This window comes from Methylobacterium sp. Leaf466 (genome assembly GCF_001425565.1).
Classification (GTDB): Bacteria; Pseudomonadota; Alphaproteobacteria; order Rhizobiales; family Beijerinckiaceae; genus Methylobacterium.
The window spans coordinates 70,650-86,253 of sequence record NZ_LMRC01000033.1 but is presented as its reverse complement, the minus strand read 5'-3'; the positions used below and the strand labels follow the sequence as shown (position 1 = coordinate 86,253).

General features: G+C 71.5%; 14 protein-coding genes. 6 read left to right on the top strand and 8 right to left on the bottom strand.

Annotation, left to right across the window (positions count from 1 at the left end; genetic code table 11):
* Window positions 1-14: 14 nt before the first annotated feature.
* From ASG59_RS15395 to ASG59_RS15380, 4 genes are all read right to left on the bottom strand, one after another.
* A complete protein-coding gene (locus ASG59_RS15395; protein ID WP_056409856.1) occupies window positions 15-344 on the bottom strand; it encodes a hypothetical protein in 330 nt (109 codons plus the stop codon).
* Window positions 344-811, bottom strand: a complete 468-nt coding sequence (gene ptsN / locus ASG59_RS15390) for a PTS IIA-like nitrogen regulatory protein PtsN (RefSeq protein ID WP_055879022.1) — start codon at window positions 809-811, stop codon at window positions 344-346. Before ptsN ends, ASG59_RS15395 begins: the two co-directional genes overlap by 1 nt.
* Window positions 812-945: 134 nt before the next feature.
* Entirely contained in the window at window positions 946-1,548 is a 603-nt protein-coding gene (raiA, locus tag ASG59_RS15385; RefSeq protein WP_055879025.1) for a ribosome-associated translation inhibitor RaiA, read from the bottom strand.
* Window positions 1,549-1,659: 111 nt separating this feature from the next.
* Window positions 1,660-2,034, bottom strand: coding sequence for a hypothetical protein (locus ASG59_RS15380; RefSeq protein WP_156399267.1), 375 nt, complete (start codon window positions 2,032-2,034; stop codon window positions 1,660-1,662).
* A 323-nt stretch (window positions 2,035-2,357) separates the two neighbouring features.
* On the opposite strand from ASG59_RS15380, the gene ASG59_RS15375 reads away from it, so the two are divergent.
* The 5 genes from ASG59_RS15375 to ASG59_RS15355 are packed head-to-tail and all read left to right on the top strand — an operon-like array spanning window position 2,358 to window position 9,870.
* Window positions 2,358-3,731 carry an SWIM zinc finger family protein gene (locus ASG59_RS15375; protein WP_056409851.1) on the top strand — a complete coding sequence of 458 codons (1,374 nt, stop codon included), beginning with the start codon at window positions 2,358-2,360 and terminating at the stop codon, window positions 3,729-3,731.
* On the top strand, window positions 3,731-5,293 hold the full coding sequence (locus ASG59_RS15370; RefSeq protein WP_082528788.1) for a DUF5691 domain-containing protein: 1,563 nt from the start codon (window positions 3,731-3,733) through the stop codon (window positions 5,291-5,293). Before ASG59_RS15375 ends, ASG59_RS15370 begins: the two co-directional genes overlap by 1 nt.
* Complete coding sequence (locus ASG59_RS15365; RefSeq protein WP_055879034.1) at window positions 5,290-6,384, top strand: AAA family ATPase; 1,095 nt, start codon at window positions 5,290-5,292, stop codon at window positions 6,382-6,384. The genes ASG59_RS15370 and ASG59_RS15365 overlap by 4 nt, the downstream gene beginning before the upstream one ends.
* A gap of 10 nt (window positions 6,385-6,394) precedes the next feature.
* The gene (locus ASG59_RS15360; protein WP_056409848.1) at window positions 6,395-8,716 is read left to right on the top strand and encodes a DUF5682 family protein; all 2,322 of its coding nucleotides are present in this window, start codon (window positions 6,395-6,397) and stop codon (window positions 8,714-8,716) included.
* Window positions 8,713-9,870: a VWA domain-containing protein gene (locus tag ASG59_RS15355; protein WP_056409845.1), complete on the top strand. Its 1,158-nt coding sequence runs from the start codon at window positions 8,713-8,715 to the stop codon at window positions 9,868-9,870. The genes ASG59_RS15360 and ASG59_RS15355 overlap by 4 nt, the downstream gene beginning before the upstream one ends.
* 22 nt (window positions 9,871-9,892) lie before the next feature.
* Here the strand turns inward: ASG59_RS15355 and rpoN are convergent, their stop codons facing one another.
* Window positions 9,893-11,461, bottom strand: a complete 1,569-nt coding sequence (gene rpoN, locus ASG59_RS15350; protein WP_082494274.1) for an RNA polymerase factor sigma-54 — start codon at window positions 11,459-11,461, stop codon at window positions 9,893-9,895.
* Window positions 11,462-12,084: 623 nt separating this feature from the next.
* Between rpoN and ASG59_RS15345 the strand changes: the two genes are divergently transcribed.
* Complete coding sequence (locus tag ASG59_RS15345; protein WP_156399266.1) at window positions 12,085-13,074, top strand: CatB-related O-acetyltransferase; 990 nt, start codon at window positions 12,085-12,087, stop codon at window positions 13,072-13,074.
* A gap of 149 nt (window positions 13,075-13,223) precedes the next feature.
* Here the strand turns inward: ASG59_RS15345 and lptB are convergent, their stop codons facing one another.
* From lptB to ASG59_RS15330, 3 genes are read right to left on the bottom strand one after another with little or no spacing between them, the layout of a single operon-like run.
* A complete protein-coding gene (gene lptB, locus ASG59_RS15340) occupies window positions 13,224-14,120 on the bottom strand; it encodes an LPS export ABC transporter ATP-binding protein (protein ID WP_156399265.1) in 897 nt (298 codons plus the stop codon).
* A complete protein-coding gene (locus tag ASG59_RS15335; RefSeq protein ID WP_056280386.1) occupies window positions 14,117-14,824 on the bottom strand; it encodes an LptA/OstA family protein in 708 nt (235 codons plus the stop codon). Before ASG59_RS15335 ends, lptB begins: the two co-directional genes overlap by 4 nt.
* The gene (locus ASG59_RS15330; RefSeq protein ID WP_056409842.1) at window positions 14,821-15,567 is read right to left on the bottom strand and encodes a hypothetical protein; all 747 of its coding nucleotides are present in this window, start codon (window positions 15,565-15,567) and stop codon (window positions 14,821-14,823) included. The genes ASG59_RS15335 and ASG59_RS15330 overlap by 4 nt, the downstream gene beginning before the upstream one ends.
* Window positions 15,568-15,604 lie beyond the last annotated feature (37 nt).

Below are 15,604 nucleotides of genomic sequence, written 5' to 3'. Positions count from 1 at the left end.
GGATCGGCGAGGCTCTAGCGGCAGCGGGTCCTGATCAACCCCGAAAACTCCTTCTCGGAGCCCTGGACCTCGGCGAGGCGGGCGCCGCGTTCGGCTCCCGACAGGCAGCGCCCGTAGACGCTGGCCGTGCGCCGCATGGTTTCCACGTGGCGCCGCCAGACCCGGCATCGGTCGGCATCGTCGCCGCCCGCCTGTTCGAGCTGTTCGAGGGCCTGGCGCTGCATCGAGGTCGCCACGAGGACGTCGCGAGCGCAGGCAGTGTCGGCCTGCGCCTGGGCGACCGAGACGGACGACGGCAGGGCCACGAGGCAGCCGATCGCCATCGCTCTGGCCAATCCCGTCATCACGCCGCCTGCGAGGCGGAGGTGTGGGTCAAAAGCGCATAGAGGGCGGTGGCGTCCCGCGCCGCGCGGATACGGTCGAGGATGCCCGGCTCGCGCAGGACCCGCGCCACCTGGGCCAGCGCCTTGAGGTGGTCGGCCCCCGCCCCCTCAGGCGCGAGGAGCAGAAAGGCGATATCCACCGGCTGGCCGTCCAGGGCCTCGAAGTCCACAGGCTTTTCCAGGCGGGCGACCAGACCGAACAGCCGGTCGAGCCCCGGCAGCTTGCCGTGCGGAATGGCGACACCGTCGCCGATGCCGGTGGAGCCCAGGCGCTCGCGCTGCTGCAGGGTGTCGTAGACTGCCTGCTCGTCCAGGGCCGGAAGCCGGCGCACGGCATGCGCGCTCAGTTCCTGCAGGATCTGCTTCTTGGCACGCGCACGCAGCGAGGGCACGACGGAATCCGGACTGAGGAATTCCAGCACTGGCATGGAGGACCATCGCCCCGTCGGCGACGCCCCGCAGGACACCGCACGTGAATTGAAAGACCGCAGACGAGCAGGCGGCGCCCACCCCTACGGCCTCATGACCCGCCTCCCCGAAACGTCCCCGGCGCCGGCGCCGCTCAGGCGGCGGCCTCGGGCGGGTCGATCCAGCCGATCGCGCCATCGCTGCGGCGGTATACGACGTTGAGGCGCCCCGTACCAGCGTGAACGAAAACGATCACCGGCGCCCCCGTCATGTCGAGAGCGGTGACCGCCTCGCTCACCGAATGGCGCTGGAGGGTCTTGGTGCTCTCGGCCACCACCGGCGGATGGGCGTCGCCATCCGGGATCTCGTCGTCGTAATCGTCGTCGTCGTCGGGCGCCGCGATCACGGCATAGGCCGCTTCGACGGCGGCCCCGTCGTGGAGGGCGGCGCCATGGTCCTTGAGCCGGTTCTTGTAGCGGCGAAGGCGTTTGTCGAGCTTGTCGGCCGCCTGCTCGAAGCTGGCGTGTGGGTCGTGGGCGCTGCCGGCGACTTCTAGCGTCAGGCCGGTGACGAGGTGGATGACGCAGTCCGTCCGATAGGCGGTCCCGTCCCGCCGCAGGGTCACGTGCCCGTTGGCGCTGGCGTTCATCGCGGGATCGAGGAACTTGCCGAGCGTTGCGGCCATCCGGTCCTCGACGCGCCCTCGCAGGGCCTCGCCGAGGTCGAGGCCATGGCCCGTGACGCGTAATGACCCCATGATCCCTCCGGTTCTTCGCCGTGTCGATCGTATGGAGTTAAGGATTCTTGGCCGGCGAAGTCAACGCGGGCCTCCCGGCGCCAATCGGCGTGCCGCACGCACCGTTTTCTCTCACGCGCCCTTGGCGGGGGCGACGTGCCTCAGCAGCGGCACCTTCCGGCCGGCGTCACCGTAGTCCGCCCAGAGCCGCTCGCATGTGGAGGCCGGCTCCGTCGCCAGAGCCTCGGTCGTGCGGGCGACCTCGGCCTTGAGGCGCGCGGACCGCTTCTTCATGAAGAAGTCCTCGTGGCTCAGCCCATGTTGGCGGGCGAAGCTCCGGAAGTGTTCGGGGTCGATCTTGACGCCGGTGCAGTGGCGCCCGGCGAGATCCGCCTCGATGCCGGCGACCATGGCGGGGCTGTCCGCCTGGCGGACCTCCCGGCGCGCTTCGGCCCAGGTCCCGACCGCGATCCAGGCCATGCCCGCCAGAGCCAATCGCTTGATCAAGGTCGCCTCCTACGAGATCACGGGTTGCCTAGCCTGGACAAGCGCGTGCGATGCAACCGGTTCCCGAGCCGGCGCTCCGGTGTCGTCGCCGCGCTGGAGACAGGAGCCGTGCTCGACCCTGACGATGTGGGGCGCACCTCCCGTGCGGCGGTGTCGCCGTCGCGGCTGCACCGTCCCATCGAGAGAAGAGCCGGGTCGACGCCGGCTATAGCCGCAGAGGTCTCGATCCGTTGCTTGCAATTGCCCAAGCGGTTTTGGGCTTTTCCTCGTCGTCCTGTCGCCGCTAGTCTGTCGTCCGGCCGATGCGACGAACCGGGCGCCCCATGAGCCTCACCCCCGCCCAGATCCTCGACCTCGCGCCCGACGCGCCGAGCCGGAAGGCCGGGCAGGAGCAGGCTAGGTCCGGCAGATGGAGCGGCCTCGCGCGGGCCGGGGACGTGGTCTGGGGCGAGATCAAGGGCAGCGGTGCCAGCCCCTATCGGACGGTGGCGGACCTGTCAGGGCCGGCCTCGAAATGCACCTGCCCCAGCCGCAAGTTCCCCTGCAAGCACGGCCTCGGGCTGATGCTCGCGCATGCCGCCGGGCCGGAAGCGTTTCCCAAGGCGGCGCCCCCCGATTGGGTCGGCGCCTGGACGACGGGGCGGGCCGCCCGCGCAGCGGCACCCGCGGCCGATGCGCCCGCAAGACCGGTCGACGAGGCGGCACAGGCCCGCCGCCGCCGGGCGCGCGAGGACAAGGTCGCCTCGGGACTGGCCGAGCTCGACCTGTGGCTGCGCGACCTGATGCGGCGCGGCACCGCGAGCCTGCGCGGCGAGCCCTACGCCTTCTTCGACCGGATGGCCGGGCGCCTCGTGGATGCCCAGGCCCCCGGTCTCGCCCGCCGGGTGCGGGCACTGCCGGGCCTGCTCGCGGCGGCCCCGCGCGAGGGCGCCGCATCCGGCAACGAGGCCGTCGCCCTGGCGGTCGGCCGGCTCGGCCTGATCCTGCGCGCCGCCCATCGCCTCGACGCCCTCGATCCGGGGCGGCAGGCGGCGGTACGTGCCGCCATCGGCTTCCCCGTGAGCGCCGAGGAGATCGCCCGCCGACCCGACGAGACCGACACCTGGACGGTGCTCGCCCACGAGATCGAGGAGGAGGACAAGCTCGTCGCCCGCTCGGTCTGGCTCGCCGGGCGAACCGGCGGGCGCCTGGCGCAGGTGCTCGACTACGGCACGCCGGGCTCGCCGCTGCCGCCGGCACCGGTGCCGGGGCAGGCGTTTTCCGGGGCGCTCGCCTTTCATCCGGCCGCCCCCGAGCTGCGCGCGGTCCTGCGCGAGGGACGCTCGGTCGCGGTCCAACCGGCGAGCCTGCCGGAAGCGGGCAGCATCACGGACGCCCTCGACACCTGGGCCGGGGCACTGGCTGTGACGCCCTGGATCGACCTGTGGCCGATGCGGCTATCGGGCGTGTCCTTCGGGCTGTTGAGCGCATCCGAACCGGGCGTGCCCCGGTTCGGAGTCGGCGATGCCGGTGGCTGCCTGGCGTTGCGCGACGACCCGCGCATCCGCTCCTTCGTGGCGGTGGCGGCCGGCCGGCCGATCGACCTGTTCGGTCTCTACGACGGCTACGGCCTGCGCCCGCTCGGCCTGGTCGCGCAAGGGCGGCTCTACGTGGCGCCGGCGCAGGACCCGCGTCCGCTGCTGCGGCGGGCGGCCTGATGGCGCATCCGACCGCGGGACCTTCCCCTGGCGATCCCTGGCGCACGACCCTGGCGGCGACGCTGATGGGGGCCGAGCGTACCCCGGTGCGCGCGACGGCGGGTGGACCGCTCGATCTCCCGGCCACCGGGGATGCGGGCGCCGACCTCCTGGCCGGGATCGGGGGCTACGGGGCCTACCACCTCGCCGGCAGCGGCCTCACAGGCGATGCCCTGCGGCCGTTCCCGCCCCGCGAATCGGCCGGGCCGCCCTGCCCCACGGCGGCGGCCGACCGCCTCGCCGGGCTGATGGCGGAGAACGGACCCGCCGAGCGGATCGAGGAATGGTGCCGGCTCGCCGCGGCGCGCGGCTTTCGCGCCCCGCCCGAACTGCTCTGCGTCCTCGACCGGCGGCGTGACGGTGCGACCGGCTCCGCGACGATCGACCCGGTCGCCGCCGCGGAGCTCGCCTGGCTGCACCGGGTCTGCTCCGGGCGGGACGAACCGGACGTCGCCGCCGACGACTGGACGGTGGGCGACGCCGGAACGCGGGTCACCGCCTTCACGGCCCTGCGCCGGCAGGACCCCGCCGGCGCCCGAACGGCTCTGGAGACGGCCTTCAAGGGGGAGAAGGCCGACATGCGCGCGGCCTTGGTCAGGGCGCTGGACGAGGGCCTGTCCGGGGCCGACGAGCCCTTCCTCGAAGCCTGCCTCGACGACAGGGGTAGCGGCGTCCGCACGGCGGCCCAGATCCTGCTGGGCCGCTCGCCCGGGAGCCGGTTCATCGGCCGCATGGCCGGGCGAGCCGCCGCGGCCCTGCGGATCGTGGAGACGAAGCGGTTGCTGCGTGCCCCCAGGCACGATCTCGTCGTCACCCTGCCGGAGGAATCCCCGGAGCTGGCGCGCGACGGCATCGCACCGAGCCCCCATGCCGTCCACAGCACCGGCGGCCCGCGCGCCCAGCTTCTGCGGGAGATCGTCGCCCTGGCGCCGCTCTCGAGCTACGCCGGCCACCCTCCCCGCCTGTGGATCGAACGCGCCCTGGCGAGCGAATGGCACGAGCCGCTGCTCGCCGGCCTCACCGAAGCGATCCGCCGGGCGGGCGATCCGGCCTGGACGCAAGCGACGATCGACGTCCTGACGACCGCCTGCGCACACCGCCTCCCGGGCGTGACGGCCACCGATGCCACCCGGCGGGCGCTCGCCACGGTGGTCGGCACGCTGCCCGACGATCAGTGGGAGCGCGCGATGACGGCCGCCCTCGCGGGACCGCTCGACCTCGTCCCGACGATGCTCGACGAGGCCCCCGAGGCGTGGTCGCCGGCCTTCACCGCCGCGCTGCTCGATTGGCTTGCCCCGGTCGCAGGGGGGCCGGTGGCCGGTTGCGACGTCCTGCGCCGCGGCGGCCTGCCGCGGCAGATCGCCGAGCGCGGCCATGCCGACCGGGACGCAGCGGCCGCGGCCGCGGCGATCGCCGCCCGCCTGCCCGACGACGCCGACGCCTCTCTGCGCCGGCAGATCACCGCGATGGCCGAGACCCTCGACCTGCGCGCCGCCATGAGACGGGAGTTCGATCCGACATGAGCCAGACCGCGATCCCCTCCGCGCAGCTGCGCCGCTCGGCCGAGGACGCCTTCGCCGAGGAGCTGGAAGCGCTGAAGGCCGCCGACACGCGGCCGAGACCGCCGAACTGGCGGCTCTCGCCCCAGGCCGTCGTCACCTACCTGATGGGCGGCGAGGCCGGCGCTTTGGCGATCACCCCGAAGTACATCGGCGACCGGCGGCTGATGGAGGTGGCGGTGGCCACGCTGGCCACCGACCGGGCGCTGCTGCTGCTCGGCGTGCCCGGCACCGCAAAGAGCTGGGTGAGCGAACACCTGGCGGCGGCCATCTGCGGCACCTCGCGTCTCGTGGTGCAGGGCACCGCCGGCACCAGCGAGGAATCGATCCGCTACGGCTGGAACTACGCCCTGCTGCTGTCCAAGGGCCCGAGCCGCGAGGCGGTGGTGGCGAGCCCGATCGTGCGGGCGATGGAGGAGGGCCGCATCGCCCGCGTCGAGGAGCTGACCCGCATCCCCTCCGAGACGCAGGACAGCTTCATCACCATCCTGTCCGAGAAGACAATGCCGATCCCCGAACTGAACGAGGAGGTGGCGGCGCAGAAGGGCTTCAACCTCATCGCCACCGCCAACAACCGCGACCGGGGCGTCAACGAACTGTCGAGCGCGCTCAAGCGCCGCTTCAACACCGTGGTGCTGCCGCCACCCGCCACCATCGAGGCCGAGATCGCCATCGTCGAGACCCGGGTGGCCGCCCTCGGCCGAGCCTTCGAGATCCCGGCCGAGCCGCCCGGCGCCGACCAGATCCGCCGGGTCGTCACGATCTTTCGCGAGCTGCGCCTCGGGGTGACCGAGGACGGCAAGAGCAAGGTCAAGCAGCCGTCAGGCACCCTCTCCACCGCCGAGGCGATCAGCGTAGTCGGCAGCGGGCTGGCGCTCGCCGCCCATTTCGGCGACGGCCGGCTCACCGCCCACGACCTCGTCTCAGGCATCGCCGGCGCCGTGGTGAAGGACCCGGTTCAGGACGCGGTGATCTGGCGCGAGTACCTCGAGACCGTGGTCAAGGAACGGGCGGAGTGGACGGATTTCTACCGCGCCGCCCGCGCGTCGGCCTGACCGGGCGGGCATGAGCGAAATCCGCATCTTCGGCATCCGCCATCACGGGCCGGGCTCGGCCCGCAGCCTCGTGCGCGCCCTCGACGCCTTCGCCCCCGATTGCCTGCTGGTGGAGGGGCCGCCGGATGCCGAGGCGCTGCTGGCGCTGGCCGCCGATCCGGAGATGCGCCCGCCGGTGGCGTTGCTCGTCTACCGGGCCGACCGGCCGCGCGACTGCGCCTTCTTCCCCTTCGCGGCGTTCTCGCCCGAATGGGTCGCCCTGCGCCACGCGCAGGAGCGCGAGGTGCCGGCCCGCTTCATCGACCTGCCCCACGCGATCCAGCTCGCCGACGGCTTCGGCGAGCTGGCAACCGAGGGACCGGCCGCCATCGACGACGAGGCCGAGAAGGATCCGGAGAGGGGCCCGGCCACGGCCGCCATGCGGCGCGATCCCTTGGGCGAACTCGCCCGGGCGGCGGGCTACGACGACGGCGAACGCTGGTGGGACGCCTTCGTCGAGAGCCGCTCGGAGGCGGGCGAGGACGTTTTTTCCGCGATCGCCGAAGCGATGGCCGCCCTGCGCGAGGCCGAGGACGCCATGTCCGAGAACGCCATGTCCGAGAACGCCTCGCCCGACGCCGAGCGATTCCGCGAGGAAGCGCGCGAGGCCCACATGCGCACCGGCCTGCGCAGGGCCGCCAAGGACGGGTTTTCGCGCATCGCTGTCGTCTGCGGCGCCTGGCACGCCCCGGCCCTGGCCCGCCACGACGCCACGGGCCAGCCGGTGCGGGATGCGGCGATCCTGAAGGGCCTGCCCAAGACCAAGGTGGCAGCGGCCTGGGCGCCGTGGTCCTACGAACGCCTCGCCACCGCCAGCGGCTACCGGGCCGGCGTGCTCTCGCCGGAATGGTACGACGCGGTCTGGCACCACGGCGACCGCGTCGCGGCGCGCTGGCTCTCCCGGGCCGCAGCACTCCTGCGCGGGGAAGACCTCGACGCCTCCTCCGCCACGGTGATCGAGGCGGTGCGGCTGGCCGGCATGCTGGCGGGCCTGCGCGGACGCTCGCGCCCCTCCCTGGACGACCTCGACGAGGCCGCCGCCTCGACCCTGTGCTTTGCCGACCCCGCCCCGATGAGGCTGATCCGCGCCAAGCTCGTCATCGGCGAGCGCCTGGGCGCCACCCCGGCCGGCAGCGCCCGGACGCCGGTGGAGCTCGATTTCGCCGCCCAGTGCAAGCGCCTGCGCCTGTCGCCGGAGGGCGGGTCGCGCGAGATCGTGCTCGACCTGCGCAAGGAGGGCGACCTCGCCCGCAGCCACTTCCTCAACCGCCTCGCCCTCGTCGGCATCCCGTGGGGGACGCGGCGCCAGGCCGGCGGACGCGGCACCTTCCGCGAGGCCTGGGTGCTCGCCTGGCAGCCGGAATGGGCGGTCGACCTCGTGGCGGCCTCGGCCGATGGCGGGACGGTGGCCGACGCGGCGGCGAGCCGGATCCGGACGCTCGCCCATGCCACCACCCGCGTCAGCGACCTCTCGGACCTGATCGGGACGCTGCTCGACGCCGACCTCGCGCAGGCGTCGGCGGACGTGGTCCAGGCCCTCGACGACCGCGCCGCGGTCTCCTCCGACGTGTTCGACCTGATGCAGGCGCTGCCGGCCCTCGCCGAGCTCGCCCGCTACGGCTCGGTCCGCTCCTCGGACACCGAGCCGGTGCGTCGGATCGTGCGCGGGATCGTTCCGCGCATCGCCGCCGGCCTCGTGGTGGCCTGCCAGAGCCTCGACGACGATGCGGCCGCCCTCGCCAAGGGCCATGTCGAGGGCGTCCACCGGGCCGTGTCGCTGCTGGAGGAGAGCGACCTCGGCGAGGTCTGGCGGGACGCCCTGCTGTCGCTGGCCGGCCAGGACCACGTCCATGGCCGCGTGGTCGGGCGCGCGGTGCGGCTGCTGTTCGACGCGCGCGCGATCTCGGCCGAGGATGCCGGCACGCGCCTGCGCCCCGCCCTGTCGCGGGCCAGCGGCGCCGCGCCGGCCGCGGCCTGGATCGCCGGGTTCCTGGAGGGCGGCGGCACCGCGCTGATCCACGGCGACGGGCTGCTCGGCATCCTCGACGACTGGCTCGTCGGCCTCGACGCGGACCACTTCACCGACCTCCTGCCGCTGGTCCGCCGCAGCTTCGCGACGATCCCGCGGCCCGAGCGCCGGGCCATCGGCGAGGCCCTGCGCCGGCCCGGCGGCACGACGCCGGACGCCACCGGCCACGGGCACGGCTTCGACGCCGCGCGGGCCGCCCGCGTGCTGCCTGTGCTGCGGCTCCTGCTGGGACCCGAGCCGGCGCCCGGCGGAGACGCCCGATGAGCGAGACCGAACGCCTGCGCCGCTGGCGCCTCGTCCTCGGGGGCGACGAGGCCGACGGGACCGGCCATGTCCTCGCCGGCCGCGACGCCGGGATCGACCGGGCGCTTGGCGCCCTCTACGATTCCGACCGCAAGGCGGGTCTGGGCGCCTCCGCCCCGTCGGTGCCGCGCTGGCTGGGCGACATCCGCGACTATTTCCCGACCGCGGTGGTGCAGGTGCTCCAGCGCGACGCCTTCGAGCGCCTCGACCTCGAGAGCATGCTCACCGAGCCGGAACTCCTGGAGGCGGTGACCCCGGACGTCGCCCTGGTCTCGACGCTGATCTCCCTGCGCGGCATCCTCGGCGGCAGGACCAAGGACACCGCCCGCCTCGTGGTGCGCAAGGTCGTCGAGGCCCTGATGAAGCGGCTGGAGGAGCCGATGCGCCGGGCGGTGGCCGGGGCGATCGACCGGGCGAGCCGCAACCGGCGCCCGCGCCATGCCGAGATCGACTGGAACCGCACCATCCGCGCCAACCTGCGGCACTACCAGGCGGACTACGCCACCATCGTCCCCGAAACGCGCATCGGCTACGGCCGGCGACAGCGCGCCAGCCTCAAGGACGTGATCCTGTGCATCGACCAATCGGGGTCGATGGCCCATTCGGTGGTCTATTCGAGCATCTTCGGGGCCGTGATGGCCTCGCTGCCGGCGGTCTCGACCCGCCTCGTGGTGTTCGACACGGCGGTGGTCGACCTCACCGAGGAAATCGAGGACCCCGTCGAGGTGCTGTTCTCGGTGCAGCTCGGGGGCGGCACCGACATCAACCGCGCCGTCGCCTATTGCGAATCCTGCATCACCCGGCCGGACGACACCATCCTGGTGCTGATCTCCGACCTCTACGAGGGCGGCTTCGAGGCCGGGCTTCTGGCCCGCGCCCAGCGGCTCGTCGCCTCGGGCGTGCAGATGATCGCGCTGCTGGCGCTGAGCGACGAGGGCGCGCCCAGCTACGACCGGGCGCTGGCCGCCCGCCTCGCCGCCCTCGGCGTCCCCTCCTTCGCCTGCACGCCGGATCTCTTCCCCGACCTGATGGCGGCGGCGATCCGTAAGGGCGACGTCACCGCCTGGGCGGCGCAGGCCGGCATCGCGGCGGTAGCGGCGGCGCCCGGGGCCTGACCGGCTCACCCGGGCTTTCGCGTCAGCGGGCGTAGGCGAAATGCTCGCGCCGGCGCTCGATCGACGAGGGTATCCGCAACGACTCCCGGTACTTCGCCACGGTGCGCCGGGCGATGTCGATGCCCTCGTCGCGCAGCTTCTGGACCAGGGCGTCGTCGGAGAGCACGTCGCCGGGGGCCTCGCCGTCCACGAGCTGCTTGATGCGGTGGCGCACGGCTTCCGACGAATGGGCCGCGGTGCCCGCCGCCCCCGGGATCGCGGCGGTGAAGAAGTACTTCATCTCGAGGGTGCCGCGGCTGGTCCCGATCGACTTGTTCGAGGTCACCCGCGACACGGTCGATTCGTGCATGCCGATCGCCTCGGCGACCGTCTTGAGGTTGAGCGGGCGCAGGTGCGCCACCCCGTGCAGGAAGAACGCGTCCTGCTGGCGCACGATCTCGGAGGCGACCTTGAGGATGGTGCGGGCGCGCTGCTCGAGACTGCGGGTGAGCCAGTTGGCGGTCTGCAGGCATTCGGACAGGAACGCCTTGTCCCCGTCCGCCTTCGCGCCGCGCGAGACCCGGGCGTAGTAGCTCTGGTTGACCAACACCCGGGGCAGCGCCTCGGCGTTCAGCTCCACCAGCCACGACCCGTCCGGGGCGGCCCGCACGAACACGTCGGGGATCAACACCTCCACCGCCCGCGAGCCGAAGGCGCGGCCGGGCTTGGGATCGAGGCGGCGCAACTCGGCCAGCATCTCGACGAGGTCCTCGTCGTCGACACCGCACAGGCGCCGCAGGCTCGCGAAGTCGCGCTTGGCCACGAGGTCGAGGCGCGAGACAAGGGCCTGCATCGCCGGGTCGAACCGATCCTTGTCGCGCAGCTGGATGCTCAGGCACTCGGCGAGATCGCGGGCGGCGATGCCCGGCGGGTCGAAGGTCTGGATCAGCTTGAGGACGCGGGCGACCGTGTCGAGGCCGGTGCCGAGCCGCTCGGCGACCTCGTCGATCTCTTCGCGCAGGTAGCCCGCGTCGTCCACCGCGTCGATCAGGAAGCCGGCGACGAGGCGGTCCACCGGATCCTTCGTGGCGAGGTCGAGCTGCGCCACGAGGTGGTCGCGCAGGGACATCTCGGAGGTCAGCGTCGCCTCAAAGTCGGGGGCGTCGCCGTCGAAGCTGCCGCCGGTGTTGCCATAGGGCGCCGGGGTCAGGGAGAGCATGTCGCCCCCGGCGGGGGCTTCGCGCCCGAGGCTCGGGGCGTCGTCGGAGAACACGTTGTCGAGGCGGGTGTCGAGGTCGCTCTCGATCTGGGCCTGGCTGGCACCGAGCTCGGTGGCGATCCACGGCTCGGTCTCGCCGCCCTCGAACCCGTCGCCGCCGAACCCCTCCGCCGGCTCCGCACCGGGGGCCTCGGGCACCGCATCGGCGCCGCGCCGCTCCGGGTCGGCTTCGCCCTCGACACGCTCCAGCAGCGGGTTGCGTTCCAGCTCGGCGTCGACGTAGGCGGCCAGATCGAGCTGCGAGAGTTGAAGGAGCTTGATCGCCTGGAGAAGCTGTGGCGTCATCACCAGGGCTTGGCCCTGGCGCATTTCCAGCCGTTGCAGCAGACTCATGGCTTGGCCCCGAACCCCGTGAAGACCACGATCCGACAGGCCGCGTTAACCGCGTCCGGCTGCCGGCATCATTCTTGCTTCTTTTAGTCCGTGACAGGTCTAGCGCCATCGCGGCGGCAGGTCAAAGCACCTGTCCGGGCATGGTGCCGAGCGATGGTCGCAAACGGTTTATGACTGTGGATGCGACGCCAGTCCTCGCATCGACGCGCCTTGCATAGGCGGCGCCTCAGAGAGAATCGCTCCGGTCGTCACACCGATAGTCCACGCGAGGATCGCGCAAGAGGGCTCAGGAAGCGGCGACTAAAGCCGCCCCCCAGCGCCCACCTTAAGCCTGTCGTACGGTGAATAGGTCTTTTTCCGTTTAGATCGCATAAACAAATCTGGTAAATTTAAGATTGTGTAGATTTGATATTAATCGTTTTATATTACTCAACGCCATCTCGATTGGCTGATTACATGCCACTTGAGCGTCATCGCAATCGAATCTGGCCGCATTCGTCGCGGCCCTGCGTCCTACGGATTAAAGAGCGTGGCGGATGCCGTCCGTCCGTCCATGGTCGATCGTGGACATTCGTACGATGAAAGGGCATTCATCAACGCATATTTCCGTCGGGAGTTAATCGTTGAAAGCCCGTTTAAACCTAGCCATCAAGTCGATGCGTCAGCGCCTGCTCAGGGAAGATGTAGGGACCGTCCACGCGCAGCAAACAGGCATCGTACCATCCAATCGAGAAGACGCGGAACCCGCTCGAATTCGGAACGAAATGCCTCCCGCCCAATCCGAAGGCATCGGTCTTGTCCAGGCGGAAATCGCCGACCCGGCGAAATCAGCCGGTATCGTCGCCGCTCAATCGACGCCCCCGACACTCGTGCATGGGCGCTATCTACTGACTGCAGATCTAAAGAATAGGCTTCGCGAACGCGGCGTCGAAACCTCTCATGGGCCCGGCGGCATGTGGATTCCGCAGGAAGCGGGCTTCGAGGGACCGTGCAGTCTCAAGTGGATGGATTTGTACGGCTTTCTGAAGATGGGGGCGTTCAGCTACGCCGTCAGCGGACACTACAACAACGTGGAGATCGGACGTTACACCTCGATCGGGGACGACGTTCAGATGGGCCGCGGCGATCATTCGATCAGTTGGATCAGCACAAGCCCGCACTTCTACCTGAATGAAAAGCTTTTCGATGTTGGCCATGACTTCGCCGGTGCGGCCGAGTACGACACCTTCCGGCCCGACACTACCGGCGCTCAAGGCTTCGTCATGGGGAGCCGGATCACCGTGGGACACGATGTCTGGATCGGGCACCGGGCCTATATCCGGCAGGGCATCACCATCGGTACGGGTGCCATCATCGGAGCCTATGCGGTGGTGACCCGGGACGTTCCTCCCTATGCCGTCATGGTCGGAAACCCCGCCCGCGCCGTCCGCTTTCGGTTTCCCGAGCCTCTTGTCGCGCGACTACTGGCGAGCCGCTGGTGGACCCTGGCGCCCTGGCAGCTGACGGGTATCGACCTGTCTCGACCAGAGGTGTCGATCGATGCCCTGGAGCGCCGGGTCGCGGAGAGCGAGCCCTTCGCGCCGAGCGTGTTCCGGGTTACCGATCTGCTGTAAAGCAGCCGATCCCAGCGCCTGAAGATCGCATCGTGCGACCGTGGCCATCCGAAAGTTCGACGGCGGGAGATCGGGGTGTCGGTCCGATCAGACCCCGCGGCTCGCAGAGAAGCCCGGCGGGTGGTGGATTTTCGCCGGCCTGACCCCGATCAGAGCCGGAAATCCTCGCCGAGGTACAACCGCCGCGCGTCCTCGTTGGCGACGATCTCCTCGGGCGTTCCTTCGGTGAGGATGCGGCCGGAGTGGGCGATGTAGGCCCGGTCGATCAGGCCGAGGGTCTCGCGCACGTTGTGGTCGGTGATCAGGACGCCGATGCCGCGCTGCTTGAGATGCTTGACGAGGTCCTGGATGTCGCCGACCGCGATGGGGTCGATGCCGGCGAAGGGTTCGTCGAGGAGCATGAACGTCGGGGAGGAGGCCAGGGCGCGGGCGATCTCGCAGCGCCGCCGCTCGCCGCCGGAGAGGGCGATGGAGGGCGACTTGCGCAGGCGCGCGATGTCGAACTCCTCGAGGAGCGAATCGAGCTTGCGGTCGCGTTCCTTGCGGTCGGGCTCCACCATCTCGAGGACCGCGCGGATGTTGTCCTCGACGGAGAGGCCGCGGAAGATCGAGGCCTCCTGCGGCAGGTAGCCGATGCCGAGGCGCGCGCGCTGGTACATCGGCAGATGGGTGATCGGCAGGCCGTCGAGGCTGATCGAGCCGCGATCGGCCGAGACGAGCCCGGTGATCATGTAGAAGATCGTGGTCTTGCCGGCCCCGTTGGGGCCGAGCAGGCCCACGGCCTCGCCGTTGCGCACGGTGAGGCCGGCCTCGTGGACGACGGTGCGCGCGCCGTAGCTCTTGCGCAGGCCGCGCACCGAGAGAATGCCGGGGCCGCCGCCGTCCTCGGAGGGGCCGTCGGCCACGACCGCCTCGGCCCCGTGGTCGGAGGGCTTGCGACGACCCAGCAGGCGGCCGAACAGGGAGGGACCGCGGGCGGCCGCGACCCGGCCCATGAGGCGGGAGGGCACCGCCTCGGCGGAGGGCGACGGCAGGGCCGCGCTCAATTCGCCTGGGCCCGGGGCTTGCCGGCCGCGGCCGGCGTGGCGCAGCCCTTGGCGCCCTTGGGGCCGTCTTCCCGCTGCGGCACGAACAGCGCCGAGACGCGACCGCCCGCCACCGGGTCCATGTTCGCGCGGCCGGTGGACATGTCGTAGACGAGGCGGGAGCCGCGGGTGACGTTCTGGCACTGGCTCAGCACGACGTTGCCGGTGAGCACGATGCGCTTGGCCTCCTGGTCGAACACCGCGCTGTCGCCGGTGGCGACCTGGTCCTTCTGCACCACCGTCACCGGCCCGGCGCATTCGACCCGCTGGATGCCGTTCTCGCCCATGGCGCCAACGGGTTTCGGGGCCTCGCCCTCGGGCGATTCGGCCTTCTCGCCCTTCTCCTTGCCGCGCTTGTAGCGCACGGTCATGGTCGAGCAGCGGATGGTGCTGTCACCCTGCACCGCCACCACGTTGCCGGCGAACACCGCCTTGTTCTCGCGGTCGAACACGTCGAGGCGGTCGGCGTCGATCTTGATCGGCTCCTTGCCGCCGCCGAGCGCACCGACGGCACCGCCGCGATCCTTGTCCTTCTTGGGCTGCGCCGCCGTCGCGGACGCGGCGGGAGCGGCCGCCTGCGCCAGGACCGCGCCGACCGAGAGGAATACGAGCACGGCCCCGAGGGGGAGCGCGGCCGCGATCGCGCGTCCCGTCGCCCGCGTCATGGCCGCTCTCCGTCGGCCGCCGCGACGGCTTCCGTCGTGCGGATGCGAAGGCCGGCGGCATCGGCCTTGCGCGGCGCTTCGGCGGCATGGAACTCGGTACGGACGTTGCCGACGAACGAGATCACCCGGCCGTTGTCGACCACGTCGAGGCTGTCGGCCACCACCGACCCGCTCGGGACCGTCACCGTCACGGTCTCGTGCGAGGCGATGCTGCCGGTCTTGAAGTCGACCGCCGCGGACTTCAGCCAGACCTCCTCGCCCTTGTCCGTCCACAGGCGGATGTCCCGGTCGAGGGTGAGGGATTCCTTGGCGGTGTCGAACAGGCCGGTGGCGGCCTCGATATGGGCGAGTCCGCCCTTGTCGTCGGTGTCGAGGCGGCCCTTCATGGCCTGCAGCTCGATGAGGGTCGGCTTGCGCACGTCCTGAAGGGCGGCGTCGGCGGTGACCTCGTAGCCGCGCGTGCCCTTGCGATAGCCGGACAGCCGCGGGCTCTCCATCTTGACCTTCGTGCCCGAGAGGCTGACCGGGCCGATGGTCACCCCCGGCGCGATATGGCCGAAGGGATTGAACAGGGTGACGGCGGCGAGCGAGCCCAGCGACAGGATCGCCGCGGCCGGGATCAGCACGCGCAGGCGGCGCACGCGGGCGCTGTGGTTGCGCGCACGGGCATGGGCGCGGGTACGCAAGGCGTTGCCGCCAGCCCCCGTCAGCCCCGTCGTCCCGATGGCCTCGAGCCCCTGCATGGATGTCCTGAGAAAACCGGCGCGGATGCCCCCCGCG

Bases quoted from the DNA above. Each gene is read 5' to 3' on its own strand.
- ASG59_RS15395 (WP_056409856.1), bottom strand. From the start codon at position 344: ATGACGGGATTGGCCAGAGCGATGGCGATCGGCTGCCTCGTGGCCCTG.
- ptsN (WP_055879022.1), bottom strand. From the start codon at position 811: ATGCCAGTGCTGGAATTCCTCAGTCCGGATTCCGTCGTGCCCTCGCTG.
- raiA (WP_055879025.1), bottom strand. From the start codon at position 1,548: ATGGGGTCATTACGCGTCACGGGCCATGGCCTCGACCTCGGCGAGGCC.
- ASG59_RS15375 (WP_056409851.1), top strand. From the start codon at position 2,358: ATGAGCCTCACCCCCGCCCAGATCCTCGACCTCGCGCCCGACGCGCCG.
- ASG59_RS15370 (WP_082528788.1), top strand. From the start codon at position 3,731: ATGGCGCATCCGACCGCGGGACCTTCCCCTGGCGATCCCTGGCGCACG.
- ASG59_RS15365 (WP_055879034.1), top strand. From the start codon at position 5,290: ATGAGCCAGACCGCGATCCCCTCCGCGCAGCTGCGCCGCTCGGCCGAG.
- ASG59_RS15360 (WP_056409848.1), top strand. From the start codon at position 6,395: ATGAGCGAAATCCGCATCTTCGGCATCCGCCATCACGGGCCGGGCTCG.
- ASG59_RS15355 (WP_056409845.1), top strand. From the start codon at position 8,713: ATGAGCGAGACCGAACGCCTGCGCCGCTGGCGCCTCGTCCTCGGGGGC.
- rpoN (WP_082494274.1), bottom strand. From the start codon at position 11,461: ATGAGTCTGCTGCAACGGCTGGAAATGCGCCAGGGCCAAGCCCTGGTG.
- ASG59_RS15335 (WP_056280386.1), bottom strand. From the start codon at position 14,824: ATGACGCGGGCGACGGGACGCGCGATCGCGGCCGCGCTCCCCCTCGGG.
- ASG59_RS15330 (WP_056409842.1), bottom strand. From the start codon at position 15,567: ATGCAGGGGCTCGAGGCCATCGGGACGACGGGGCTGACGGGGGCTGGC.